This window comes from Curtobacterium sp. NPDC090223 (genome assembly GCF_044746585.1).
Lineage (GTDB): Bacteria > Actinomycetota > Actinomycetes > Actinomycetales > Microbacteriaceae > Curtobacterium.
On the sequence record NZ_JBIVCN010000007.1, the window covers coordinates 136,831 to 159,202 of the forward strand.

Sequence of the window (22,372 nt, forward strand, 5' to 3'; positions counted from 1 at the left end):
TCCTGCCGTGTCGACGTATGCGTACGCACTGCAGGCGTCCGCATGGTTCGACACCGCGGCCGTCCATCGACTGCTGCGGTGTCGAAGAACTCCTGCGGACCCGAAGCGCCGCCGCGGGCCGCGGGAGCGCGGAGCGCGGCGCCGGCCGCACTACGCGGAAGTGGGGACCGCGACGATCGGGGTCGTCGTGGGCTGCTTCGAGCCGCCGGCGGGCTCGACCGTGATGCCGATCGTCGCACCGCTCGACTTCGCGCCGCTCAGCACCGCCGAGCGCACACCGCCGTCCACGTCGTTCATGAGGCCAGCGGACTCGATGGTGCCGCCGGATTCCTCGGAGCCGATGTACCAGAGCTCGTAGGTCTTGTCCTTCGGCGCGGCCTTGACCCCGTCGAGGATGACCGCGGACTTGCCGAGCTGGTCCGACCACACGACGGTGGCCGTCCCGCCGCCGGTCACCTTCGAGGTGCTCCGCTGGAAGTCGGCGGACGCGTAGATCTGGTCGAGGCCGGACGCCGCCTGCGAGGTGCTGGGGCCCGGACCGGCGTCACCGCTGCCGATGACACCGCCGACACCGAGTCCGACGCCGAGGAACACCACGCCGACCGCGGCTGCGGCGCTGAGCATGGCCGCGGGACGCTGGAACCACCGACGGCGAGCCGCGGCGCTGGCCGCACCACCGTCGGAGGTGACAGACGTGACGGGGGCGACCGGGGCCTCCTGGCCGGGTTCACCGACCGCCGCGTGGCGGGCTGCCGTGGGCGCTGCGGCCGGAGCCGGGTCCGCGGCGACCTGCGGGGTCGTCTGGATGGCGGCCATCAGTGCCGCCTTCATCGACGCGGGCGGCTCGACCGGCTCGACCGCGTAGGCGAGTGCCCGTGCGGTCTCGGCGAGCGAGTCGGCCTCGGCGAGGAGTTCAGGGGAGGCGGCGAGGGCCGCTTCGACCTCGCGACGTTCGTCGTCACTGAGGGCATCGAGTGCGTGGGACCCGGTCATGAGGGCAGGGTCGTCGTGCCGGTCGTTCGTCATGACGTCACCCCCATCTCGTCGCGGAGTCGGATCATCCCGTCACGGAGACGGGTCTTCACGGTGCCGATCGGCACCCCGAGTTGCTCGGCCATCTCGCTGTGCGAGTAGCCGCCGTAGTAGGCCAGCTGGACCGCCTGGCGCTGGAACTCCGTCAGACGCCCGAGTGCCCGGCTGACGCGTTCGTGTTCGATCCGGATCTCGACGGACTCGGAGACCTGGTCGAAGCCGGACTCGAAGTCGCGGATGCCGATCTTCGTGTCGCGGTCACGGGAGGACTGTGCAGCCCGGACCCGGTCGACCGCGCGGCGGTGGGCCATCGTGAGGACCCAGCTGGCGGCGCTGCCGCGGGCCGTGTCGAACTTCGCGGCCTGCTGCCAGACCTCGAGGAAGACCTCTTGAGCGACCTCTTCGGACTGTGCGCGGTCCTTCAGGAGCCGGGTGATGAGTCCGAGGACGCGGCCGGAGAGTTCGTCGTAGAGCTCCGAGAAGGCTTGCTGGTCGCCCTGGGCGACGCGGAGGAGGAGGGAATCCGGCGATGCGGGTGCTGGCTCAGCAGAGCTCCAGCCGTCCGTGTCGCGTTCCACGAGTGCAAGCATTGCAGGTTTTCCTCCTTCCGGTTCTCGGGGGTCCGACATACGCGCCGGATGCGCGGGTCGGGAACTGGGACGAGGGCTCCCGTGCGACTCGCAGGGAATTACACCGGCCGGGTGAGCCGGGTCGAGTCGCACAGGAGGACCCTCGCCGTGTGACGACCCATGGGATTCCGTCACACGCTGATGATTCGGCACGGTCGCCCGGACGGATTGCTCGGGGTTCCGGCTTTTTCGATCGGGCCGCGTGCGCGGGTCCCCGGCACGCCCGGGGGTCGGGTGTCCACCGAGAGTGAACAGGGGCGCGCGCACGGCGAGCGTCTCGTAGACTCGACCTCGCCGGGCCGCAGCAAGCCCCGGGCTCCAAAATTCGCCGCTTCGAGCGGCCTCGCGCCGAGAGGCGCTTCTGCGGCCCGGTTTTTCTCTGCCCGCTTCCGGGTTCCGGCCGTCGGGTCTTCCGGGTTCCGGTCTTCCGTCTTCCGGGTTCCGGGTTCCGGTCTTCCGGCCTGGAGGCTGGGCGCGCGTCCGACGCGCCACCCGCGTCCGGCTCGGGATCAGTCCAGGGCGTCGCGGCGCCAGAGCGCAGCGGCTGCGGACAGGTCCTCGGCGAGCTCGGCCAGGCGGAACGCCCGGACCGTGAGCACGCTGGCACGTTCCTCTGCGGTGAGGTCGGAGTCGTCCGCCACGCTCGTCGCCCCCGCCGCCGCGAGCCGGCAGAACGCCGCACCGCGATCGAGCGCCACGGCGAAGTCGCCGGTGTAGAGCCCGTGCAGGATGCTGTCCGCCAGCGTCAGGATCTCGGCGGGGCCGGTCGGCTGCTCGGCGCCCGCGACGGCCTGGTCGATGGTGCCGATGCGCTCGGTGCCCCGCGTGAAGAGGTACGCGATCTCGTCCGGGTTCTGCCGGATGACCGTGCGCATCAGGTAGATCCGCCAGAGCGCGCCCGGGAGCGTGTGTGCTCCGACGCGGGCCCACAGCTCGGCGACGGCTTCGATGCCGTGCACGTCCGTGTAGGTCACCAGGCGCTCGACCACCGCCGGGTCCGGGTCCTGCCGCACGCGGTGCAGCAGCGCGTTGGCGGTCTCGTGCGCGACACGGTTCACCAGCGCAGGGTCCTCGCCGCCCTTGATGGCGGCGAACTCGGCGTCGGTGAAGTGGACTGGACGGTGGTGATCGCGAGGCACCGCAGCAGTGTAGGCGTCGCCGGTGACACGCCCGCCATCCGGCCGCGCGAACGCGCTGCACGCCCGACGGGTACCGTTCTGCGGCGAGGGAGGCACTCCTCCCGGACGTGAAAGAGAGGACCCTCATGAACGCCCTGCTCATCATCCTGGCCGTGATCGCCGTCATCCTGCTGTTCGTCGGCGGGTTCGCAGCGAGCCTGAAGTTCCTGCTCTGGGTCGGTGTCGTGCTGCTCGTCATCGCGATCATCGCCTGGCTGCTGCGGACACTGACCGGTCGCCGGAGCTGACGCACCGCACCTCGATCTGACCTCGAGGCCCTCGCCCGCTACCCTTGCGGGTGAGGGCCTCTAGCTCAGTTGGTAGAGCACCGGACTTTTAATCCGAGGGTCGTGGGTTCGAGCCCCACGGGGCCCACGACGAAAAGCCCCGGCCGGACCTCGAATGGTCCAGCCGGGGCTTCTCTCGTCAGGGCGGGCGTGGGGCAGACGTAGGGCAGGGGCTCCCCCCGATGTCGGAGGGCCAGGCGATCCTGTGCGGGTGACCGAGTACAGGTGGTTCTTCATCGGCTTCCCGACGCCGACCCAGTAGTCGACCCACTCGCCCAGCGCCGCGTCGATGTCGACGGCCGGAACGTTCACCGCGGCCCAGGCCCGCATCTCCGGCGAGATCGAGAACGACTCGGAGAGCGCGCGTGCGCGCTTCCCGTCTTCACTCTTCTTCTGGGTCTGACTAGTAGGAACATTCCGCGAATCCGCGGGCTCCTGTCCGCGATTTCGCAGGCTCCATTCCGCGAATCCGCGGAATCGACTCCGCGCGACTCGAGAACCACCGGCCGCCACGACTTCGTGCGGTCGTAGTTCCCGCCCAGGCGGTGCTCCGTCGACTCGACGAACCCGCCGCCACGGAGCGCGCGGAGGGCCCGATCGACCTGGTCCTCCGACAGCCCCACCTCGGCGCTGATCTGCGCGCTCGACGCCGGCCACCAGGCGACCTCGTTGCCGTCCACGTGTCGGTGCGCGCCGTCCGAGCAGCGGAAGTGGATCCGCGTCCACACCGGCACGATCTGGCGGTCGTCCCGCAGGAGCACGAGCCCGTGCACCGCGTGCCGCACCTCGACCAGCTCCGGGTCGTCGTGGCCGCTGATCTTGATCCCGCGACGCACGGCCTCCGCCTGCATCGCCGGGTCCGCCTCGATCAGCCCGTTGATGTCCGACTCGAGCCACACCACGTTCGACAGGCGGTGCTTCGACTTCCGGCCGCCCATCCCGCCCTGACGGTGCTGCGGAACGAGCGTGTCGCCCTCGTTGCCCGTCCACGCCGAGCGGCGCCCGTCGTCGCGCTGCTCCAGCGCCGCGAGTAGCCCCTTCGGGGTCTGGTCACCCACGCCGCGCCTCCGCTACGGTGGCGCCATGACCACGAAGCCGATCGTCCACGACGACGCACCGCCCGCAGTCCAGATCGCGGGTGGGAACGGTGAGTACCGCTACGGGAGCGTGGACACGACCGTCATTCGGCACGCACACGAACTGGCGAACAACGCTTACATGTTCGCGGACTCCTTCGGCGAAGTCACCGACGACGAGCGCGTCCGCCTTCTTCAGGCGGCCGTCAAGCAGCTTGCCGACGCGGTCACGAGCCTGACCGGCGAGGTGAGCCAGCTCGCGCGTGGCGCTCGCTCCGGCGTGATCTCCGTTCACGACTGACCTGCAGCCGTGGTGGTGGCCGTCTCGCGCTCAACGTCGGAGAGGTCGTAGCCCCACGACGCCAGCAGCTCGAGGTACGGCTTCGCGCTCAACGACTGCCAGCCCTTCCGGTTAAAGTCACGGGCGCCCTCGATCGAACCGAGTGCCAACGCGAGCGCGACCTGCGCTGCCTTCGCCGGGTGCTCGTCCAGGTACTTCACCACGTCGTACTTCCCGAGCCCGTTCTCCGAGCGCTCCTTGCCGAGCAGGCCGAGCACGGTCGACCACGGATACCCGTAGGTCTCCTCGAGCGCCTGACGGGCCGCCAGCAGCTCCCAGACCTTCGGCATCGCTCGTCGCTGCAGCAGCTCCTGCAGCCAGAGGACACGCACCGTGGTCGCCGCCGTCCATGCCTTCATCGACTCACGTGAGCTCCTACGCTCCTCCTTGACCGCGGCCTGCTCCTCCGGCGTCTGCGCAGCGACGTTGCCGCCGTTCCGCATCGAGTAGTGCCACCACCCGTTCGGGCGCAGCGAGGACCACTCGAGGGCGTACCCGATCTCGAACGTGTCCGGCTCGGCGATCCGCTGACCGTCCTCCCACCTGCCCCCCCCCCCCCGCCGTGTGGTCGGGTGGGCGAACACGCTTGCGGGAGCCTGCTCGAGCGCCTCCTCCGCCGTCAGGTAGGAGCCGTCCATGCCGACCTGCACTTGACTCAGCGCGACGAGCTGCTTGTCGTCGTACGACGGCGCCTTCTCGATGAGCTGCAGGCCCCGCTCCGAGATCTCCGTTCGGACCGCTGCGTGCCCGGCCTCCGTCGCGCGCTCGTTGCGGATCTGCTGCGCCAGGTGCTCGACGCCGCGACCGTCCTGCATCCGGGCGAGGAGGAGGTCTGTCGCGCGCTCGTCGTCGGCGAACTCGGCCAGCAGCGGCGCGTCGTCGAGCGTCAGCTGCTGGTCCCGCATCCTGGCGGTGGTCGCCTCGCTGCCGGCGACCGTCAGTGCAGCATCGACGATCTTCCGCTTCGCACCGGTGCGCCGGGCGATCGCCACCGCGCTTACACCGAGCTGCTCGAGCTCCTTCATCGCGAGCACCTGCTCGACGTCGTCCAACTCTGCACGGTGCTGTTCACGACGACCTGGTCGACGATGCGAGCAGCGTCTTCGAGCGGCGCCACGACGAACACCGGCACCTCAGCCAGCCCCGCCTCCACGGCGGCGAGCGTTCGCCGCTGCCCGTCCACCACCCGGAGCCCGTCCTCGGCCTCCTGTGCGGTGATCGGCACCAGCACGCCGTGCAGCTTCACCGACGCGATGAACTCCTTCGTCACCTTCGTGTTCGACCGGACGTTCGCCGCCACGATCAGCGTCGCCGGATCCACCCGGACGACCGTTCCCTCGTTGCTCATGACCTCTCCTCGTTGCTCTCGTGCGCCGCGAGTTCGCGACGCAGGTGGTTAATCTCGATGCGGATCGTGCGAACCGCCCGCTCCCCGATGGCCGACGACGGCTTCACCGGCTCCGTGCTGGCCTCGACCTTTCACGCTGCAGGAACTCGACCTCACGGTCCTTCGCCACCGCTCGCCCGTACTGGTACTCGGCCGCCGCCCGGACACTCGTCCGCTGGCAGGTCTGCCCGTACCCGCCCGGGCACGCACCGTTCCCGCGGCACCCGGCTCGGAACCCGGCCGTCGTCCCGTGCGGGAACCCGTCGACGAGAAGGTCGGCGCCGCTCATGCCGCCTCACCGCCCCACACGAGGGGGTTGGCGGCGGGTGCCGGCGTGTGTACGTTGAGCCACGTCACGACACCCGAGGGGGAACCATGGCCAGCCACGTCACGATCGACGGCCTCAGCTACAAGACCGATGCACTCGACGCGATGAGCGTCTTCGCCGCCGCAACGAGCATCGTTCGGGCAGGGGACACTCGCCCAATTACTGTCGAGCTCCGCACCAGCACCGGAGCCCGAGTCCGCTCGGCCGTACTCGTGACCCCGACCTCGCAGGTCTCGCTCACCGTCGAAGAAGAGCCGGGCAACCCCGTGGTCATTCCGATCTTCGAGCAGTTGGCGCCGAACGCCGTGGAGATCGTTGCCGAGGCGGACAACAAGCACACTGCAAGCTGACTGGCTCATCCCCGAACCTCCACCCGCACTGACGAGTCCACCGACAGCACCCGGCACCGGCCGAGCTTCGCCGTCGGCTCGAACGTCAGCGTCGTCACCGTGCGCCCCGTGACCGACCCGTCGTGCCCGATCGACACCAGCCGACCCGTGAACGCCTCGTCCAGCCCTGACGCCGGCACCGACACCCGGCGGCCGATCGTCTGCGCTCCGGGTCGCCCCGCGGGCGTTCCCGGCTCCGGGACCGGACCGCACAACGAGCAGAAGTTCATGCCCGCGATCGCCGGCCCCTCGACGGGCGTCACCTTCACGCCCTGCGCTCGCGAGCACTCCCGCGTGTGCACGACATCGCCGCGACGCACCAGCATCGTGTTCTTCTCCATCAGCTCGCTCCCGTGTAGCCCTGCGCGTGCATCCGGTCAGCAGCCCGCTGATCCGCACGCGATGTCGTGTGGTTCTCCCCCGCCGCCGCGAACGCATCGAGCAGCTTCCGAAGGAACTGGTCCCGCTTCTCAGCGAGGAGGAACGCGAGCTTCAGCTCGAACCCCTTATCCGACGCACGAGCGACCTGCTCGGCCAACGTCCGTGAGACCTTGTCGGGCCCCATCACGAGACGCACCGACTCCCGATCGATGAACGCCTCGTAGTCCGTCCGTGCCATCGCGTACGCCTCACCCGCGGCCTGCAACGCCGCCACGACCTCGAACCGCATCGCGGCGAGCTGGTCGCCGTACTGCCCGCCGAGCGTCCGCCCGATCGCGTTCACGAGGGCGACGTGCAGGTGGTCCGTGCGGTCCGGCCGGTGGATGCCGACCGAGGCGAGCACGTGGAGGATCCGCGAATCGAGGCCCGGCTCGTCGATGACCTCGCCGGTGCCGGCATCCACCGCGCTCACCGGTCGTACCCGCTGCTCGGCGCCGCCTGTTCGGCCTCGGCGCCCTCGAGCACCCCGTCGACCGTCTCGACGTCGTCGCCCTGCGGCACCTCAGCCGTCGCCCAGTCCGTGACCGGCTCCGCCTGCTCCGCCCACTGCGGATCCGCCTCCGACTCCTGCGGCTTCTCCGCCTCAGCCAGCGCCGCCAGCCGCGCCGCGATCGCCGCGCCCAGCTCGTCCGACCGCTCCGGCTTCGAGATTCGCCGCCACAGCGCGTTCGCCTCGTCCTTTGACGTGACCTTGGCCGCCTCCGCGCACCAGTCCGTCGACGGCGCCGCCTGCTCCTGCACGAGCGCCGGCTGAGCACCCTGCGCCTGCTCCGGAGCCTTCTGCGGGCGGTCCGCCTGCTGCATCTCCTCCGACGAGTACAGGCCCGACAGGTCCTGCGGGAACGCCTTGCGGAGCGCCAGCATCTCGGCGACCTTCGCGAGCATGAGGTCGGGCATCTTGCCCCACATGGACGAGACGCGCTTCTCGCCCGTCTTCTGCCCGCGCTTCCACACGTCATCGTAGACCGCGTACGAGTCCCACCGCGCGACGACGCGCATCGCGTCGCGGTGGCCGCGGCGGTACACACCAACCCGGGCGAACTGCGGGTGCGGGTGCTCGTCCGTCGCCGTCCACGCGATCGACCACGTCACGCCGTCGTTGGTCCGGTTCGCCGTCGTCGGAGGGGGTCGCCCCCACCCCTTGGGCGGGGTGGTATTTCGGATGGGGGTGGGGTAGGGGGTTCGTCTGCTGCTCAGGGTGTTGACGCGAGTTGGACGGTCTGTGTGGCGAGGCGGTCGAGGTCGTCGAGGTCTGTGACTCCTGTGTCGTGGAGTGTCAGTGCTGCATCGAGGACGCGTGCTCGGTGCTCGGGGATGAAGTGCCGGGTCGGTACTGGTGGCCGCAGTGGCAGAAGGGGCCTGGCACTGTGCCGTGGTGCATGGGGATGTGGGCGAGCAGGGCGATGCGGGTGCTGTGTGCTGTGCTCCTCGGTGTGCTGCCCTTCCGCCTGCTGCCCGGTTGCACCTGCCCGCGTGCTCGGGTCCTCGGTACTTCGTGCGGTCGTGGTCGTCGTGGCCGAGGTCCCACGGTTCGGTGGGGCTGATCGGGTCGCCGCAGCGCCAGCACTTCACTGTGCCGCGAGCTACCTTCGGTGCCCACCTGGCCCGCTCCCTGTCGTGCCCTGCCCCATAGCCTCGGGCCTGCCGGGATCCGCGTGCCTGGTCAGCAGTACGCTGGTGGGTGGGGCATCGGTAGGTGATGGTGGGGCAGCCGGACTCCGAGCAGACGGGCACGTTGTCCCTCCTGTCGGATACGCTCAGCACGTGAATCCCGCTCAGTCTCTGTACGACTACCTCTTGGAAATGAAGCAGCGGTTGTCGCCGGGCAACGTCACCGTCGGAGACGCACGCGGCCTTGGTACTGCGGGCGGGATGGACAAGCAGCTCCAGGCCGTGACTGACTTGCTTGCGATACGCAACGGGATTGACGATCTGGAGACTGCGGGCCTCCCGGTGTCCACGTACCGGAAGTACGTGAACGATTGGGCTTCGATGGTGCTGTCGTACCCGACCGGCTGGTCGAACAACGTGTCAGTGGCCAACGTCTACCCATCGTCGACACTCGATCACCTGCACACCTTGGCCGGCTGGTTCGCGACGACGCGTCCACTGCCGAGCGAACAGAGCCAGTCGGAGCTGCGCATGTTCCTCCAGGACGTGCAGTCACTACTCGAGTCCGACGACACGATCACCGCACAGTTGAAGGTGTACCTCGGACGTCTTGTCCGTGAGATGCAGAACGCACTCGAGGACGAGGAAGTCCTCAAGCGCTTCGACTTCGAGGAAGCGGGGAAGCGACTCTGGACCGCGCTCTTCGCTGCATCCGCTCAGACGACCGACGACGGGAAGCGGTCGGCGTGGACCGACCTCGCCAACAAGCTGTGGTGGCCCGCCACGGCGGGGGTGCTCGCATCGTCGCCGTCCATCATCGCGGGCGTCCTCACCGCCACAGGCCACAACTGACTCAGCTCACCGCGAGGTACACGACCTGACCGTCGGTGAGCATCACGTCGACGCCGACGACGGCGCCGCTGCTGCGCTTGACGTCGATCCGGTCGATCGCCGCGGTGGTCTTGTAGCCGTGCGCCTTCAAGAGCGCGCGGAGCTCGGAGAGGTTCATCGGGCCTCCTCGGTAACGAAAGATGCGGCTCGGCCGACAGGGGGCGGCATGGAGTGGTCTGTCCTCGCTACGTTCGCCGGCGTGCTGGTCGCAGCGTTTGGCGCCGCTTGGGCGATCGTGCGGGAGCAGTCGCCCATGCGGCAGCTCGAACGCGTGAGCGCGGTTCTCAAGGACATGCCCGAGGGTGACTCAGCGTGTGAGTCCCTCGAGGTCGTTCGTCGAGACCTGGCGAAGCGCATCAACAGCGCATACCGAGCACCCCGTGAGTGGTTCTTCGGGATCGCGGCGTGGGCGTTCCGAATAGGCGGCTGGCTGGTGTTCGTCGTCGCGTACGGGTACGCGTTCCTCGGGCTCGAGGCGCTGCTCCCACCGACTCGCGATCCGAGGGACTACGGGGCGGCGGATTGGCTCGAACTCGCGGCGTTCTTTGGGATCTTCGCAGCGGTCGCGGGCCTCCTGGCTACCCAGTTATTCCACATCCGGAACCGCAACCGTCGGAAGTGGCTGGATGAGCACCACGCCAACGCCACTCATCGAACCTCCGTCTAGGGAGCTGCACGGCGATCGCGCCCCGGCCACTGAGGTGGGTGCGCGCGGGTGGTCGCCGGGAAGTCGGTGGGCCGACGCGGCCAGTCCCTGCTGCGTCGGCCCCGGATCCTTCGCCCCCGACGGCCGGGCGGATCATCCCGTACCCCCGGGGCAACGACGCCTCACCGGGGTTGTGCTCAGCGGCTCTCCGGCCGCAGGTCGAAGACCGCGGTCGCGCGGTACACGACGACGTCAGCTTCCAGGTCGCTGACCAATTCGATATCGAACAGCGTCAGCTCGCCGTCCGGCGTCCAGTGGGTCTGCGCGGTGCGCCTCCCGGTGATCGTCGCGAACGTCGTCTCGTAGGTCCTGCCCGGCGTTTCGATGCGGGCGGGGTAGGTGAGCTCCTCGGCGGCCATGCCCGGAATCTACGGGCGTCCACCGACATACCGAAGGCCCCCGACTGAGAGTCGAGGGCCTTCGGTTACGTCCATGCGGACGGGTTCGCTGGCGGACGCATACACGCCGGATCCGACACACGGGAACTAGCGCGGTTCCGGCATTGGCGCGTGTCGCCTTCTGGCCGAGCTTCCGGCGTCGGTATTCGGCTTGGACGATCTCTCGGCGGACGTAGACGCGGCCGCGGATCTTCGTGACCTTCATGCCGTCGGCCGTGTACCGCTCGAACGTCTTCGGGTCGATGTCGAGGTGCTGGCACGCCTGCTTCTTCGTCCACCACTTCTCAGCCGACCGCCCCGCTCTCGATCGCGAGGAGGCGCTGCCGCGTCTCGACGTACATCGCGCGACCGGTGTCGGTGATCAGGTACGGCATCATCACCTCGTCGAGCGACGCCTTCCGGCCCCGATTGCCCTCGACGCACTTTTAATCCGAGGGTCGTGGGTTCGAGCCCCACGGGGCCCACCCGTTTCGTTCCGTGGGGTACACACCGTCCCCAGGCCTCTCATGGCAAGCGCACTGCACAGTTCAGGCCCCGTTCAGCGGACTGTTGGGCTACCGCCGATAGTCTCGTTCCCGGATCCACTCCTCGTGGGTCGGTCAGCACCATCAGCAGCAGAACGAACGGGGTACACCGTGATCGAGCACATCGACGCCACGCAGACCAGCACCACCGGTGACGCGCGCCGCATCGTCGAGCTCGCCGCAGCGACCGGCACGACCATGAGCGACCAGCTCCTGCTGGACACGCTCCGCCGCAACGCGCAGGTCACGACCCGCCACATCCGCAAGGACTTCGCCGAGGTCGCCACCGGGTCGAGCGTGCTCGGGTACGTGTGCCGGCAGCGCAAGCAGTTCATCGCGCTCCGCGGCGACGACCCCGCGTGGGCGCAGGAGATCGGCCGCTACGACTCGGAGTCGCTCGCGGTCGAGGCCCTGCGCATGCGCCGCGGCTGAGCGCCGATCCGACTCAGGACCACACGCGGCGGATGCCCCACGAGCCCGTCCAGGACTCGTCGGGCTCGAGCCAGCGGAGTCCTTCGCCCGAGTTGAGCGCGTCGGCGGGTGCGGTCATCGGTTCGACGGCGACCGCCAGGCCCTTGCCGTCACCGCGGGGGAACTCGCGGGACGTGAACACCTGCACGTAGGGGAACGACGCGTCCTGCCAGAGCTGGACGCCGTCGCCCTCCGGTCCGTGCATCGTCGTGCGGCGGACGCCGTCGGCGTCGGGAGCGACGTCGGTGTACGCGGTGTCGAGGTCCGAGTCGCCGGCGCGTCGGCCCGCACGCAGGTCGAGGTCGGTGCCGTCGACGGGCTCGGTGCCGTTCGGGATCTTCTTGTCGTCGACGGTGAAGGCGGTGGCGGCGTCGAGCGTGACGACGAGGTCCTCGGCCGGGGTGTCGCCGGCGCGCAGGTACGGGTGGGCGCCCACGGCGAAGGGAGCCCGGACACCGGAGCGGTTCGTGATCTCGTGCGTGACGCGGATCCCGTCGTCCACCAGTTCGTGGTGCACCCGGGTCTCGAGGGTGAACGGCCAGCCGTGCTGCGGGTGGATCGTGGCCTCTTGCAGCACGCTCGTCTCGGTCTGGGACACGACGCGGTACGGCGAGAACCGGAGCAGCCCGTGCGAGGCGTTGCCGTACTTCGGCTCCGAGACGTCGAGCTGCTGCCGCTTGCCCTCGTGCTCCCACGCTCCCCCGGCGACGCGGTTCGGCCACGGGACGAGCACGATGCCGTTCGCGCCCGCCGGCGCCTCTGACGCGGGGAAGGGCTCGGTCAGGTCGAAGCCGGCGACGCGGAGTTCGCGGATGCCGGCCGCGACCTCGGTCACGATCGCCTCGACGACGCCGTCCGGGCCGGCGTGACGGAGGTGGTACTGGCCCCCGGTGGGTGCTGCGGTCATGCGCTGTGGTTCCTTCCCGATGCGGTGCTGTCGGCCACGACGACCTGGACCCCGGCGGCGCGCACCTGCTCGACGAGCTCGGGTGGCGCTTCCGCGGTCACGATGACGTCGATGTCCTCGAGGCCACTGACGACCCCGATGTGGGCGCGCCCGAACTTCGAGCCGTCCGCCACCACGACGGTACGCCCGGCGACGGCGCGGAGCATCCGCTTGGCCTCGGTCTCGGGCAGGTTCACGTTCGTCAGGCCGTGCTCCACGTCGACGCCGGTGCCACCGAGGAACACCACGTCCGCGGCGATCATCGGCAGCACGGCACCGTTGAAGGGCGCGACGAGCGAGTGCTGCAGCGGACGGAGCGTGCCGCCGGTGACGATCACCGTGAAGCGGGGCACGGCGCGTTCGAGCGCGAGTGCGGTGGTGAGGGAGTTCGTGACCACCGTGACGTCGACCAGGTCGTCGCGGGCGACGAGCGCCGCTGCGACGGCGGCGGGCGTCGTGCCGACGTCGAGCACCACGCACTGTCCGGAGCGGACGAGCGCCGCCGCGGCGCGGCCGATGGCGGCCTTGGCCACCTGCTGCTCGACGGCGGTCTCCTCGAACGGCCGCTCCGGCGAACCGGCACCGAGGCGGACCGCACCGCCGTGCACCCGCCTGAGCCGGGCCTCCCGGTCGAGCACCGCGAGGTCCTGCCGGACCGTCACCTCGCTCGTGCCGAGCGCCGCTGCCAACGCGGCGGTGCGCACCATGCCGGGCGCGCCGTCGACGATCGTGACGATGCGGTCCTGGCGCAGCGGCGCCGGCATCGTGCCGGCCAGGAAGAGGTCGTCGTCGCTCACCCGAGTAGTTTCGTCTGCTTCCGATCACTTTCGCAATCCTTCGTTCCCCCGCTACGATGGATCGGTGATCACCAAGCGCGCGACGAAGCTCGCGGACGGCCGCGACCTCATCTACTTCGACGATGCGGACACGCAGCTGCCCGCCGAGCGTCGCATCGACGAGCGCACGCTCGACCCGCGTCCAGAGACGGCACGGATGCGACAGGACGTCCTCACCGGCGAGTGGGTGTCGATCGCGAGCAGCCGTCAGAACCGTGTCTTCCTGCCCCCGGCCGACCAGGACCCGCTGGCTCCGCAGTCCGACGCGAACCCGTCGGAGATCCCGAGCCGGTACGACGTCGCGGTCTTCGAGAACCGGTCGCCGTCCTTCGGCCCGGCGCTGCAGGCCGACGATGCCCCCGAGTCGCTCGGTGCGCTGACGGACGTCGGGCTCAACCGGACGTTCCGCTCCGTCGGCCGGTGCGAGGTCGTGTGCTTCTCGCCGGAGACCTCCGGCTCGTTCGCGTCGATCTCCGAGTCGCGGGCGCGCACGGTCGTCGAGGCCTGGGCGGACCGCACGGCGGCGCTCTCGGCGATGCCCGGGATCCAGCAGGTGTTCCCGTTCGAGAACCGCGGTGAGGCGATCGGCGTCACGCTGCACCACCCGCACGGGCAGATCTACGCCTACCCCTACGTCACGCCGCGCACGCAGCGGCTCCTCGACTCGATCGAGCGCTTCGGGCCGGACCTGTTCGAGCAGCACCTGGCGAACGAGCGCGCTTCGGACCGGGTCGTCCTCGCCGGTGAGCACTTCACCGCGTTCGTGCCGTTCGCCGCGCGCTGGCCGATCGAGATCCACATGCTGCCGCACCGCCACGTGCCGGACTTCGCGGGGCTGACCGACGCCGAGAAGGACGAGCTCGCGCACATGCACCTGCGGCTCACGCGGGGCATCGACCAGCTCTACGGCGACCCGACCCCGTACATCGCGGCGTGGCACCAGGCACCCGTGCACACCGCACGCGACACGGTCCGCCTGATGCTGCAGATCACCTCGCCGCGACGGGCGGCCGACAAGCTGAAGTTCCTGGCCGGCAGCGAAGCCGCCATGGGCGCCTGGATCGGGGACCTCGTGCCCGAGAAGGCGGCCGAGTTCATCCGAGGAGGGATCGAACGCGCATGACGTTCCAGCAGGTGTTCGGGTACGAGCCGACGGTGCGGTACTCCGCCCCCGGCCGGGTGAACCTGATCGGTGAGCACACCGACTACAACGAGGGCTACGTGCTGCCCTTCGCGATCGACCGGCGCACCGCCGCGTCGATCGCCCAGCGGGACGACCGCGTGCTGCGTGTCGCGTCCGCGTTCGACCCGGAGTCCGTCGTCTCGCTGTCCCTGGACGACCTCGACCCCGCCGCGATGGACGGCTGGTCCGCGTACGTGCTCGGCATCGCGTGGGCGCTCCGTGAGCAGGGCGCCGACCTGACCGACAAGACCGGCTTCGACGTGTTCATCGAGTCCGACGTCCCGGTCGGCGCGGGCCTGTCCTCGAGCGCCGCCATCGAGTGCGGCGTCGCGCTGGCGTTCAACGACCTGTGGGAGCTCGGCCTCGACCGCAAGCAGCTCGCCCGCGTCGGGCAGTACTCCGAGAACCACGCCGTCGGTGCCCCCACGGGGATCATGGACCAGTCCGCGTCGCTGCTCGGGGAGCGGGACGCCGTCGTCTTCCTGGACTGCCGCACGCTCGACACCGCCGTGGTGGACATGGCACTCGAAGCGAACGGCCTCGAGGTCCTGGTGATGGACACGCGCGTCGAGCACGCCCACGCCACGGGTGGGTACAAGGCACGCCGGGAGTCCTGCGAGAAGGGTGCGGCGGTGCTCGGCGTCGAGGCGCTGCGTGACGTGTCGGTGGACGACCTCCCCCGCGCCGCCGAGCTGCTGGACGACGAGACCTTCCGTCGCGTGCGTCACATCGTGACCGAGGACCAGCGCGTCCTCGACACCGTGCGGACCCTCCGCGAGCACGGCCCCCGGGCGATCGGTGACCTGCTCGTGGCCTCGCACGCGTCGATGCGCGACGACTTCGAGATCTCGGTGCCGGAGCTCGACCTCGCGGTGGACACGGCGATGGCGCGCGGTGCCGTGGGGGCGCGGATGACCGGTGGCGGGTTCGGCGGGGCTGCGATTGCGCTCGTCGACGCTTCCCAGCGCGAGGCGATCGGCGCTGCCGTCACGGCGGCGTTCGCGGACGCCGGCTACCGGGAGCCCGCCGTGTTCACGGTGCACGCTGCGCAGGGCGCTCGGCGCGACGGCTGACGCGCCGGCCACGCGGGGCCGGGGCCGGCGTGGCGGGGGTGGGGCGGGCCTCCAGGCCGGGTGGTGGGGGCGGCCGGCGCGACCCCGCGACCCGCGCGACCCCGCGACCCCGCGACAGATGCGACGCCGTACGCGAGATCGCGCGGCGCTTCCGGCGGTGTCTCGTCGCTCGATGCGTGCGCATCCGCCGCCGCACGACGGATGCGACACCGTACGAGGGATCGCGCGGCGCTTCCGGCGGTACCTCGTCGCTCGATGCGTGCGCATCCGCCGCCGCACGACGGATGCGACACCGCAGCGGCGGATGCGACACGTGAGCGGGCCGGGCCCAGAGCGGGCCGAGCGAGCACGGCGCAAGCCCAGCCCAGCGCGACGCGGGCCCAGCCCGGCGCCAGCGCGACGCGACGCGGGCCGGGCCCAGCACGCCCTACTTCAGCCGGCGCTCCGCCGCCTCGACCACGTTCTTCATGAGCATCGCCCGCGTCATCGGGCCGACGCCTCCCGGGACCGGGGACATGAAGCCCGCGACGGATGCGACCGCCGGGTCGACGTCCCCCCGCAGACGAGCCTTCCCCGTCTCCGGCGACACCACGCGCGTGATGCCCACGTCGATCACCGCAGCACCGGGCGCGACCCAGTCCGGCTTGACGAGCCCGGCGACCCCGGACGCCGCGACGATGATGTCCGCGCGACGGCACTCGGCCGCGACGTCCGCCGTCAGCGAGTGCGTCAGGGTGGCCGTGGCCTCGAGCCGGGTGAGCAGCAGGCCCAGCGGGCGCCCGACCGTCAGCCCCTGGCCGATGATCGTCACGTGCCGGCCGCGGATCGGGATGTCGTAGGCCTCAAGCATCGCGACGATGCCACGCGGGGTGCACGGCAGCGGAGCGTCGATCGTGCCGGCACCACCGGGGACGGCGAGCACGAGCTCACCGAGGTTGGTCGGGTGCAGGCCGTCGGCGTCCTTCGACGGGTCCATGAGCTCGAGCATCGGCGTCGGGTCGATGCCCTCCGGCAGCGGCAGCTGCACGATGAACGCGGTGACCCGGGGGTCGTCGTTCATCTGCAGGATCGCGGCGCGGATGTCGGCAGCCGAGGCGGTCGCAGGCAGGTCGATGCGGTGCGAGTCGAGCCCGATCGATGCCGAGTCGCGGTGCTTGCCCGCGACGTACGACAGCGACCCCGGGTTCTCCCCGACCAGGATCGTGCCGAGGCCGGGGCGGATGCCGTGCTCGTGCAAGCGGTCGATGCGGACCCGGAGCTCGTCGAGCGTGCGGGCGGCGAGGGCGGTGCCGTCGATGCGGACGGCAGAGCCCTCACCGGCCCAGAGCGCACGCGGGAGGACGTCGCTCACGCGTACAGCGGGAACGCGTCGGTCAGGGCCTTGACCCGGGCCGAGAGCGCGTCGATGTCCGGGTTCGGCATGAGGGTCAGCGCGATGATGTCCGCGACCTCGGTGAACTCGGCGTCGCCGAAGCCGCGCGTCGCCAGCGCCGAGGTGCCGATGCGGACACCCGAGGTGACCATCGGCGGGCGCGGGTCGAACGGCACGGAGTTGCGGTTCACGGTGATGCCGACCTGGTGGAGGAGGTCCTCCGCCTGCTTGCCGTCGACCTCGGACGTGCGCAGGTCCACGAGCACCAGGTGCACGTCGGTGCCGCCGGTGAGGACGTCGATGCCGGCCTCGGTCGCGTCGGACGCGGTGAGACGGGCCGCGAGGGCCTGGGCACCACGGATCGTGCGCTCCTGGCGGTCCTTGAACTCCGGCGTGCCGGCGAGCAGGAACGCCGTGGCCTTCGCCGCGATCACGTGCATGAGCGGGCCGCCCTGCTGGCCCGGGAACACCGCGGAGTTGAGCTTCTTGAAGAGCGACTCGTCGTTCGACAGGATCAGGCCGGAGCGGGGGCCGGCGAGGGTCTTGTGCACGGTCGAGGACACGACGTGCGCGTGCGGGACGGGCGACGGGTGGAGGCCCGCGGCGACGAGGCCGGCGAAGTGCGCCATGTCGACCCAGAGCTTGGCGCCGACCTCGTCGGCGATCTCCCGGAACTTCGCGAAGTCGAGCTGGCGGGGGTAGGCGGACCAGCCGGCGATGATGACCTTCGGCTGGTGCTCGACGGCCTTCGCGCGGATGTCGTCGTAGTCGACCTGGAAGGTCTCGGGGTCGACGCCGTACGACACGGCGTTGTAGATCCGGCCCGAGAAGTTGAGCTTCATGCCGTGGGTCAGGTGACCACCGTGGGCGAGCTCGAGGCCGAGGATGGTGTCCCCTGCGGACGCGATGGCGTGCAGGACGGCGGCGTTCGCGGTGGCGCCGGAGTGCGGCTGGACGTTCGCGTACTCGGCGCCGAAGAGCTTCTTGGCGCGCTCGATGGCCAGCGACTCGGCGATGTCGACGTACTCGCAGCCGCCGTAGTAGCGCTTGCCCGGGTAGCCCTCGGCGTACTTGTTCGTCAGGACGGAGCCCTGCGACTCGAGGACGGCGCGCGGCACGAAGTTCTCGGAGGCGATCATCTCGAGGTAGTCGCGCTGACGACCGAGCTCCTGCTGGAGGACGGCGGCGATCTCGGGGTCGACCTCGCTCAGGGGGGCGTTGAACGCGGCACGGGCGGCGGCGCGCTCGGCCGACTCGGCCTCGGACGAACCGGCGGCAGGGGCGAACTGGGGCAGATCGGTGATGGACACGGGACTCCTACGGTGCTCGGACGGTCGGTCGGCGCAGCCCAGGCGTACGGCCGCGCACCGTGTCAGGTGTCGCTCCCCGATGGTGACCCATCCAACGCCAGTCGCGACCTGATGATCGTACCGAGCAGCCGTGCCTGTGTCACCCTGGTTGCATGACGATGCTGCACCCCGAGCTCGACGAGCGCACCGACGTGCGCGCGGACGTCCCGTGGGTCACCGTCGTGTGGGACGACCCGGTGAACCTGATGTCCTACGTGACCTACGTGTTCCAGAGCTACTTCGGGTTCCCCCGGGACAAGGCGGAGCGGCTGATGCACCAGGTCGACTCCGAGGGACGCGCGATCGTGGCGACCGGCTACCGCGAGGAGATGGAGCGGCACGTCGAGGCGATGCACGGCTACGGGCTCCAGGCGACCGTCGACCGGGCCACCGAAGCGTGAGCGCCGTCGTCGCGGCCGGGGCCGCAGCGTGATCCCCTTCGTCCGTCGTGCCGACGGCATCCACCTCGGCCTGGCCTCCGGCGAGCGCGCGATGCTCACGAGCCTCACCGACCAGCTCCGGCAGATCCTGGACGGGGACCTCGACTCGGACCCGGTGACGCTCCGGATGTTCCCGGACGCCTACCCGGGTGACCGGCAGGCCAGCTCCGAGTTCCGGCGGTACACCCGGGACGACCTCCGGACGGCGAAGTCGACGAACGCGGACACCGTGCACGCGTGGCTGACGGGCGACCGCGAGGGCGCGTTCACCCCGGCGGACGAACAGTCCTGGCTGCGGTGCCTGACCGACCTCCGGCTGACGATCGCGGACCGCCTCGGCATCGTCGACGCGGACACCGAGGAGGCCACCCGGCTCGCCGCCGACGGCGTCGGCCTGCGGGACGTCTACGACTGGCTCGGGTACCTGCAGGAGCACCTGGTCACGACGATGACCGGTCAGGCGTGACGCTCACCTTCACCCCTCTCCGTCCGGCCTGGAGGCCGTGCTCGCCATCACGACGGACGAACCGGTCGCGTGGATCGGTGCGGACCGGTACCGGCAGGAGTCGGCGGCGCGGAACCTCCGCCCGGAGTGGTCGTGGCTCGCGCTGCGCGACGGGCAGCCGGTGGGACGGGCGCTCTGGTGGGGCGGCGCCGACGCTGCGACCCCGTCCACCCTGGACGACGTGATCGTCTCGGTGCCGGACCACCAGGACCGCGTGGCGATCGCCGCCGGGTTGATCGCCGCCGGCAGCGAGTCGTTCGGCACGCTGCCCGAGTGGATCGTCGACGTCGCCGTGGACTGGCAGTCGGATCCGCGCGCGGTCGCGGCCGTCGCCTGGCGTGCGGATGCCGCTCGCGCTGCCGGGCTCGTCCGGATGACCGAGCGGGTGAGCTTCGCGTGGACGCCGTCCTCGGCCGGGCCGTCCGCCGCCGGGCCGTCCGCCGCCGGGCCGTCCTCTGCCGGGCCCGGGGCGCTGCGCTTCGGGGGCGGGGAGGACGACGAGTTCCTGGACCTGTTCCGGCGGGTCACGGTGGGCAGCCTCGACGCGCACACGCAGGCGACCGTCGCCCGACTCGGCGCGAGCGGGACGGCCGCCGACGACCTCGAGTTCTACCGGTCGCTCCCCGGCTCCCGCGACGACTGGCGGATCGCGGTGGACGCGGACGGCCTGACCGTCGGGTTCGTGCTCGCCACCCGGACCGCCTACGACGCGGCGATCAGCTACATCGGGGTGCTGCCGCAGCACCGGGGCCGCGGGGTGGTCGACGCACTGCTCGCCGAGGGACTCCGCGTGCACGAGACGGCCGGAGCGCCTCGGGTCGTGGGGACGACCGACGCGGCGAACACCCCGATGCGCAGGGCGTTCGAGCGTGCGGGGTTCGTCGTCACGAAACGACGGATCGTGTTCGACAGCTGAACTTGCAAGGCAGCCTTGCAAGTTGCCCTTCCGAAGTCGTACGATCGAGGGCATGAGCACGAGCGCGAGCACCGATGTCACCGACGTCACCGCTGCCGAGCTCGCCGGTGAGGTCCTGGCGATGCACGGCCGGATGCGACGAGCCCTGCTGGCCGGCAAGACCGACGACGTCACCGCGTCCCAGTCCGCTGCCCTCGGGCGACTGCTCCGTGACGGCGAGACCACGATCGCCGACCTCGCGCGCGCCGAAGGGGTGCGTCCCCAGTCGATGGGCGCGACCGTGCAGGCGCTCGTCGACCTCGCGCTCGTCGAACGCCGACCGGACCCCGCCGACGGTCGACGCACACTCGTCCGCGCGACGCCGGCCGGCGCCGCCGCACGACAGGACTCCTGGGTCGCGCGCACCCGCGTGCTCGCGGAGCGACTCCAGGCACTCCCGGAAGCCGACCGCATCACGGTCGCCCGGGCCATCGGCATCCTCGGCCCGCTCATCGAGCGCTGACCTACCACCAGGAAGAAGCACCCCGCCACGTCCACGTCCTCAGCGCCCGTCCCCGTCCAGTCCGGCGAACCGGCTCCCGGCCGTACCGGGAGCGGATTCGGTCCCAAGCTCCTCGTCCCGGTGCTCGTCGGGCCGCTCCTCAACCCGATCAACACCACGATGGTGTCGGTCGCCCTCGCACCGATCTCCCGTGACCTCGGCATCGGCGCGTCCCAAGCGATCTGGCTCGTCGCCGCGCTCTACCTGGCGAGTGCGATCGCGCAACCCACGATGGGCAAGCTCGCCGACCGGTTCGGCCCGAAGAAGGTCTTCATGGCCGGGCTCGTGATCGTCGGCGTCGCCGGGGTCGTGCCCGAGGTCCTGACGGGATTCGGCGGCGCGGTGTTCGCCCGCGTGCTGATCGGCATCGGCACCTCCTCCGCCTACCCCGCAGCGCTGACCACGCTCCGCCAGCACTCCGCACGCATCGGGAAGCCGACGCCGCCGCTCGTCCTCGGCGCGCTGTCGATCACGTCGCTGGTCTCCGCCGCGGCCGGGCCACCCCTGGGCGGTGCGCTCATCGCCGGGTTCGGGTGGCACGCGATCTTCCTGGTGAACGTCCCGCTCGCGGCGTTCGGGCTCGTCGTCGCGGGGATGTGGCTGCCGTCCGACCGGCTCCGCCCCCGCTACGACGCCGACGTGCCCGTGCTCACGGCGCTCGACCCGCTCGGCATGGTCCTGATGACCGGCACCGTGTCGGCGCTCCTGGTGTTCCTGCTCGACATCACGGCGGGGCTCTGGTGGCTGCTCGGCGTCGCGATCGTGCTGCTCGTCGCCCTCGTACTCTGGGAGCTCCGCGCCACGAAGCCCTTCATCGACGTCCGGATGCTCGCCCGCAACGGTGCCCTCACCCGCACCTACGCCCGGCTGTTCCTCGTCTACCTGGTCGCCTACACGATGACGTACGGGTTCTCGCAGTGGGTGCAGGACGTCGCCGGGTACTCCAGCGACCAGGCCGGGTACATCCAGCTGCCGGCAGCGGTCATCGCCGGTGTCGTGTCGTTCTTCATCGCCCGCAAGACCGCGGTCCGCGGGCCGCTCATCGTCGCGGCGACGGTGCCGATCATCGGCGGGCTGCTGTTGCTCGGGCTGCACACCGGCTCGCCCCTGGTGCTGCTCGCCCTCGCGCCGGCGCTGTTCGGCATCCCCCAGGCCCTGGCGTCCGTGTCGAACCAGGCGGCGCTGTACCGGATCGTCCCCCCGGAGTCGATCGGCACCGCGGCCGGGCTCTCGCGCACGAGCGTCTACATCGGGGCGATCGCCGCGTCGTCGCTCATCGGCGGGGTGTTCGGCCAGGCCCCGATCACGGCGGACCTGCACGTCCTCGGCTGGGTCATCGTCGGCATCGCGGTGCTGCTCACCGCGCTGACGGTCTTCGACCGCGCGCTGCGCGCCCGCGCGGCGCGCTGACGCGGCGCCGCCGGCGCGGGCGCGGCCTCGCGGTGCCCCGCACAACCAAAGACGGTCGGAACCACACAAGCGCGCGGTGCCGATTGCTTTCGGTTGTGCGAACCCATCCCGCA

The 22,372-nt window shown here is 70.8% G+C and carries 28 protein-coding genes, 1 tRNA gene and 1 riboswitch; of the genes, 14 read left to right on the top strand and 15 right to left on the bottom strand.

Features of this window, described 5'->3' with window-relative positions:
- Nucleotides 1-150: 150 nt before the first annotated feature.
- The 3 genes from ACIPJY_RS17190 to ACIPJY_RS17200 all read right to left on the bottom strand — a co-directional run bounded on the left by ACIPJY_RS17190 (nt 151) and on the right by ACIPJY_RS17200 (nt 2,800).
- Nucleotides 151-993: an anti-sigma factor domain-containing protein gene (locus ACIPJY_RS17190; protein WP_400466678.1), complete on the bottom strand. Its 843-nt coding sequence runs from the start codon at nt 991-993 to the stop codon at nt 151-153.
- 29 nt (nt 994-1,022) lie between these two features.
- Nucleotides 1,023-1,622, bottom strand: a complete 600-nt coding sequence (locus ACIPJY_RS17195; RefSeq protein ID WP_123656331.1) for a sigma-70 family RNA polymerase sigma factor — start codon at nt 1,620-1,622, stop codon at nt 1,023-1,025.
- A 548-nt stretch (nt 1,623-2,170) separates the two neighbouring features.
- A complete protein-coding gene (locus ACIPJY_RS17200) occupies nt 2,171-2,800 on the bottom strand; it encodes a DNA-directed RNA polymerase subunit beta (RefSeq protein ID WP_123656332.1) in 630 nt (209 codons plus the stop codon).
- A 125-nt stretch (nt 2,801-2,925) separates the two neighbouring features.
- Here ACIPJY_RS17200 and ACIPJY_RS17205 point away from each other — a divergent pair, with 125 nt between their 5' ends.
- Together ACIPJY_RS17205 and ACIPJY_RS17210 are read left to right on the top strand one after the other, a co-directional pair.
- Nucleotides 2,926-3,087: a hypothetical protein gene (locus tag ACIPJY_RS17205; protein WP_165931368.1), complete on the top strand. Its 162-nt coding sequence runs from the start codon at nt 2,926-2,928 to the stop codon at nt 3,085-3,087.
- 54 nt (nt 3,088-3,141) lie between these two features.
- A tRNA-Lys gene (locus tag ACIPJY_RS17210) sits at nt 3,142-3,214 on the top strand.
- 220 nt (nt 3,215-3,434) lie between these two features.
- Here ACIPJY_RS17210 and ACIPJY_RS17215 read toward each other — a convergent pair.
- Nucleotides 3,435-4,184, bottom strand: a complete 750-nt coding sequence (locus ACIPJY_RS17215; RefSeq protein ID WP_400466674.1) for a hypothetical protein — start codon at nt 4,182-4,184, stop codon at nt 3,435-3,437.
- Nucleotides 4,185-4,209: 25 nt separating this feature from the next.
- On the opposite strand from ACIPJY_RS17215, the gene ACIPJY_RS17220 reads away from it, so the two are divergent.
- Nucleotides 4,210-4,503 carry a hypothetical protein gene (locus ACIPJY_RS17220; RefSeq protein ID WP_400466671.1) on the top strand — a complete coding sequence of 98 codons (294 nt, stop codon included), beginning with the start codon at nt 4,210-4,212 and terminating at the stop codon, nt 4,501-4,503.
- Here the strand turns inward: ACIPJY_RS17220 and ACIPJY_RS17225 are convergent.
- Entirely contained in the window at nt 4,494-5,594 is a 1,101-nt protein-coding gene (locus ACIPJY_RS17225; protein ID WP_400466668.1) for a hypothetical protein, read from the bottom strand. The two genes, ACIPJY_RS17220 and ACIPJY_RS17225, sit on opposite strands and share 10 nt — an antisense overlap.
- Nucleotides 5,564-5,890, bottom strand: coding sequence for a ParB/RepB/Spo0J family partition protein (locus tag ACIPJY_RS17230; protein WP_400466665.1), 327 nt, complete (start codon nt 5,888-5,890; stop codon nt 5,564-5,566). The genes ACIPJY_RS17225 and ACIPJY_RS17230 overlap by 31 nt, the downstream gene beginning before the upstream one ends.
- Before the next feature lie 414 nt (nt 5,891-6,304).
- Here ACIPJY_RS17230 and ACIPJY_RS17235 point away from each other — a divergent pair, with 414 nt between their 5' ends.
- Nucleotides 6,305-6,607, top strand: a complete 303-nt coding sequence (locus ACIPJY_RS17235) for a hypothetical protein (RefSeq protein ID WP_400466662.1) — start codon at nt 6,305-6,307, stop codon at nt 6,605-6,607.
- Nucleotides 6,608-6,612: 5 nt separating this feature from the next.
- On the opposite strand, the gene ACIPJY_RS17240 is transcribed toward ACIPJY_RS17235, so the two are convergent.
- The 3 genes from ACIPJY_RS17240 to ACIPJY_RS17250 are packed head-to-tail and all read right to left on the bottom strand — an operon-like array spanning nt 6,613 to nt 8,179.
- Entirely contained in the window at nt 6,613-6,987 is a 375-nt protein-coding gene (locus tag ACIPJY_RS17240; protein ID WP_400466660.1) for a hypothetical protein, read from the bottom strand.
- On the bottom strand, nt 6,987-7,499 hold the full coding sequence (locus tag ACIPJY_RS17245) for a hypothetical protein (protein ID WP_400466657.1): 513 nt from the start codon (nt 7,497-7,499) through the stop codon (nt 6,987-6,989). Before ACIPJY_RS17245 ends, ACIPJY_RS17240 begins: the two co-directional genes overlap by 1 nt.
- Nucleotides 7,496-8,179 (bottom strand): recombinase RecT, encoded by a 684-nt coding sequence (locus tag ACIPJY_RS17250; protein WP_400466654.1) that lies wholly within the window; start codon nt 8,177-8,179, stop codon nt 7,496-7,498. Before ACIPJY_RS17250 ends, ACIPJY_RS17245 begins: the two co-directional genes overlap by 4 nt.
- A gap of 672 nt (nt 8,180-8,851) precedes the next feature.
- On the opposite strand from ACIPJY_RS17250, the gene ACIPJY_RS17255 reads away from it, so the two are divergent.
- Nucleotides 8,852-9,550, top strand: coding sequence for a hypothetical protein (locus tag ACIPJY_RS17255; protein WP_400466651.1), 699 nt, complete (start codon nt 8,852-8,854; stop codon nt 9,548-9,550).
- 1 nt (nt 9,551) lies between these two features.
- On the opposite strand, the gene ACIPJY_RS17260 is transcribed toward ACIPJY_RS17255, so the two are convergent.
- Nucleotides 9,552-9,707, bottom strand: a complete 156-nt coding sequence (locus ACIPJY_RS17260; protein ID WP_400466648.1) for a hypothetical protein — start codon at nt 9,705-9,707, stop codon at nt 9,552-9,554.
- A gap of 48 nt (nt 9,708-9,755) precedes the next feature.
- On the opposite strand from ACIPJY_RS17260, the gene ACIPJY_RS17265 reads away from it, so the two are divergent.
- Nucleotides 9,756-10,256 carry a hypothetical protein gene (locus ACIPJY_RS17265; protein ID WP_400466645.1) on the top strand — a complete coding sequence of 167 codons (501 nt, stop codon included), beginning with the start codon at nt 9,756-9,758 and terminating at the stop codon, nt 10,254-10,256.
- A gap of 176 nt (nt 10,257-10,432) precedes the next feature.
- Here ACIPJY_RS17265 and ACIPJY_RS17270 read toward each other — a convergent pair whose 3' ends face one another.
- Complete coding sequence (locus ACIPJY_RS17270) at nt 10,433-10,654, bottom strand: hypothetical protein (RefSeq protein WP_400466642.1); 222 nt, start codon at nt 10,652-10,654, stop codon at nt 10,433-10,435.
- A gap of 674 nt (nt 10,655-11,328) precedes the next feature.
- On the opposite strand from ACIPJY_RS17270, the gene ACIPJY_RS17275 reads away from it, so the two are divergent.
- Nucleotides 11,329-11,649 (top strand): hypothetical protein, encoded by a 321-nt coding sequence (locus tag ACIPJY_RS17275; protein WP_123656333.1) that lies wholly within the window; start codon nt 11,329-11,331, stop codon nt 11,647-11,649.
- 13 nt (nt 11,650-11,662) lie between these two features.
- Here the strand turns inward: ACIPJY_RS17275 and ACIPJY_RS17280 are convergent, their stop codons facing one another.
- Both ACIPJY_RS17280 and ACIPJY_RS17285 read right to left on the bottom strand, forming a co-directional pair.
- Nucleotides 11,663-12,595: an aldose 1-epimerase family protein gene (locus ACIPJY_RS17280; RefSeq protein ID WP_400466639.1), complete on the bottom strand. Its 933-nt coding sequence runs from the start codon at nt 12,593-12,595 to the stop codon at nt 11,663-11,665.
- Nucleotides 12,592-13,431 carry a DeoR/GlpR family DNA-binding transcription regulator gene (locus ACIPJY_RS17285; RefSeq protein WP_400466636.1) on the bottom strand — a complete coding sequence of 280 codons (840 nt, stop codon included), beginning with the start codon at nt 13,429-13,431 and terminating at the stop codon, nt 12,592-12,594. Before ACIPJY_RS17285 ends, ACIPJY_RS17280 begins: the two co-directional genes overlap by 4 nt.
- A gap of 64 nt (nt 13,432-13,495) precedes the next feature.
- On the opposite strand from ACIPJY_RS17285, the gene galT reads away from it, so the two are divergent.
- Complete coding sequence (gene galT, locus ACIPJY_RS17290) at nt 13,496-14,593, top strand: galactose-1-phosphate uridylyltransferase (protein WP_400466633.1); 1,098 nt, start codon at nt 13,496-13,498, stop codon at nt 14,591-14,593.
- Nucleotides 14,590-15,726, top strand: coding sequence for a galactokinase (galK, locus tag ACIPJY_RS17295; protein ID WP_400466630.1), 1,137 nt, complete (start codon nt 14,590-14,592; stop codon nt 15,724-15,726). The genes galT and galK overlap by 4 nt, the downstream gene beginning before the upstream one ends.
- Before the next feature lie 427 nt (nt 15,727-16,153).
- Here galK and ACIPJY_RS17300 read toward each other — a convergent pair whose 3' ends face one another.
- Together ACIPJY_RS17300 and glyA are read right to left on the bottom strand one after the other, a co-directional pair.
- Nucleotides 16,154-17,077, bottom strand: coding sequence for a bifunctional 5,10-methylenetetrahydrofolate dehydrogenase/5,10-methenyltetrahydrofolate cyclohydrolase (locus ACIPJY_RS17300; protein ID WP_400466627.1), 924 nt, complete (start codon nt 17,075-17,077; stop codon nt 16,154-16,156).
- Nucleotides 17,074-18,309, bottom strand: coding sequence for a serine hydroxymethyltransferase (gene glyA / locus ACIPJY_RS17305; protein WP_400467022.1), 1,236 nt, complete (start codon nt 18,307-18,309; stop codon nt 17,074-17,076). The genes ACIPJY_RS17300 and glyA overlap by 4 nt, the downstream gene beginning before the upstream one ends.
- A gap of 128 nt (nt 18,310-18,437) precedes the next feature.
- Nucleotides 18,438-18,521: riboswitch (ZMP/ZTP riboswitch) on the bottom strand.
- A 39-nt stretch (nt 18,522-18,560) separates the two neighbouring features.
- Between glyA and clpS the strand changes: the two genes are divergently transcribed.
- The 5 genes from clpS to ACIPJY_RS17330 all read left to right on the top strand — a co-directional run bounded on the left by clpS (nt 18,561) and on the right by ACIPJY_RS17330 (nt 22,259).
- Nucleotides 18,561-18,848, top strand: a complete 288-nt coding sequence (clpS, locus tag ACIPJY_RS17310; RefSeq protein WP_123656338.1) for an ATP-dependent Clp protease adapter ClpS — start codon at nt 18,561-18,563, stop codon at nt 18,846-18,848.
- A gap of 28 nt (nt 18,849-18,876) precedes the next feature.
- A complete protein-coding gene (locus ACIPJY_RS17315; RefSeq protein WP_400466623.1) occupies nt 18,877-19,353 on the top strand; it encodes a DUF2017 family protein in 477 nt (158 codons plus the stop codon).
- Nucleotides 19,354-19,390: 37 nt separating this feature from the next.
- On the top strand, nt 19,391-20,308 hold the full coding sequence (locus ACIPJY_RS17320) for a GNAT family N-acetyltransferase (protein ID WP_400466620.1): 918 nt from the start codon (nt 19,391-19,393) through the stop codon (nt 20,306-20,308).
- A gap of 52 nt (nt 20,309-20,360) precedes the next feature.
- Nucleotides 20,361-20,810 carry a MarR family winged helix-turn-helix transcriptional regulator gene (locus tag ACIPJY_RS17325; protein WP_400466617.1) on the top strand — a complete coding sequence of 150 codons (450 nt, stop codon included), beginning with the start codon at nt 20,361-20,363 and terminating at the stop codon, nt 20,808-20,810.
- 120 nt (nt 20,811-20,930) lie between these two features.
- On the top strand, nt 20,931-22,259 hold the full coding sequence (locus ACIPJY_RS17330; protein ID WP_400466615.1) for an MFS transporter: 1,329 nt from the start codon (nt 20,931-20,933) through the stop codon (nt 22,257-22,259).
- Nucleotides 22,260-22,372 lie beyond the last annotated feature (113 nt).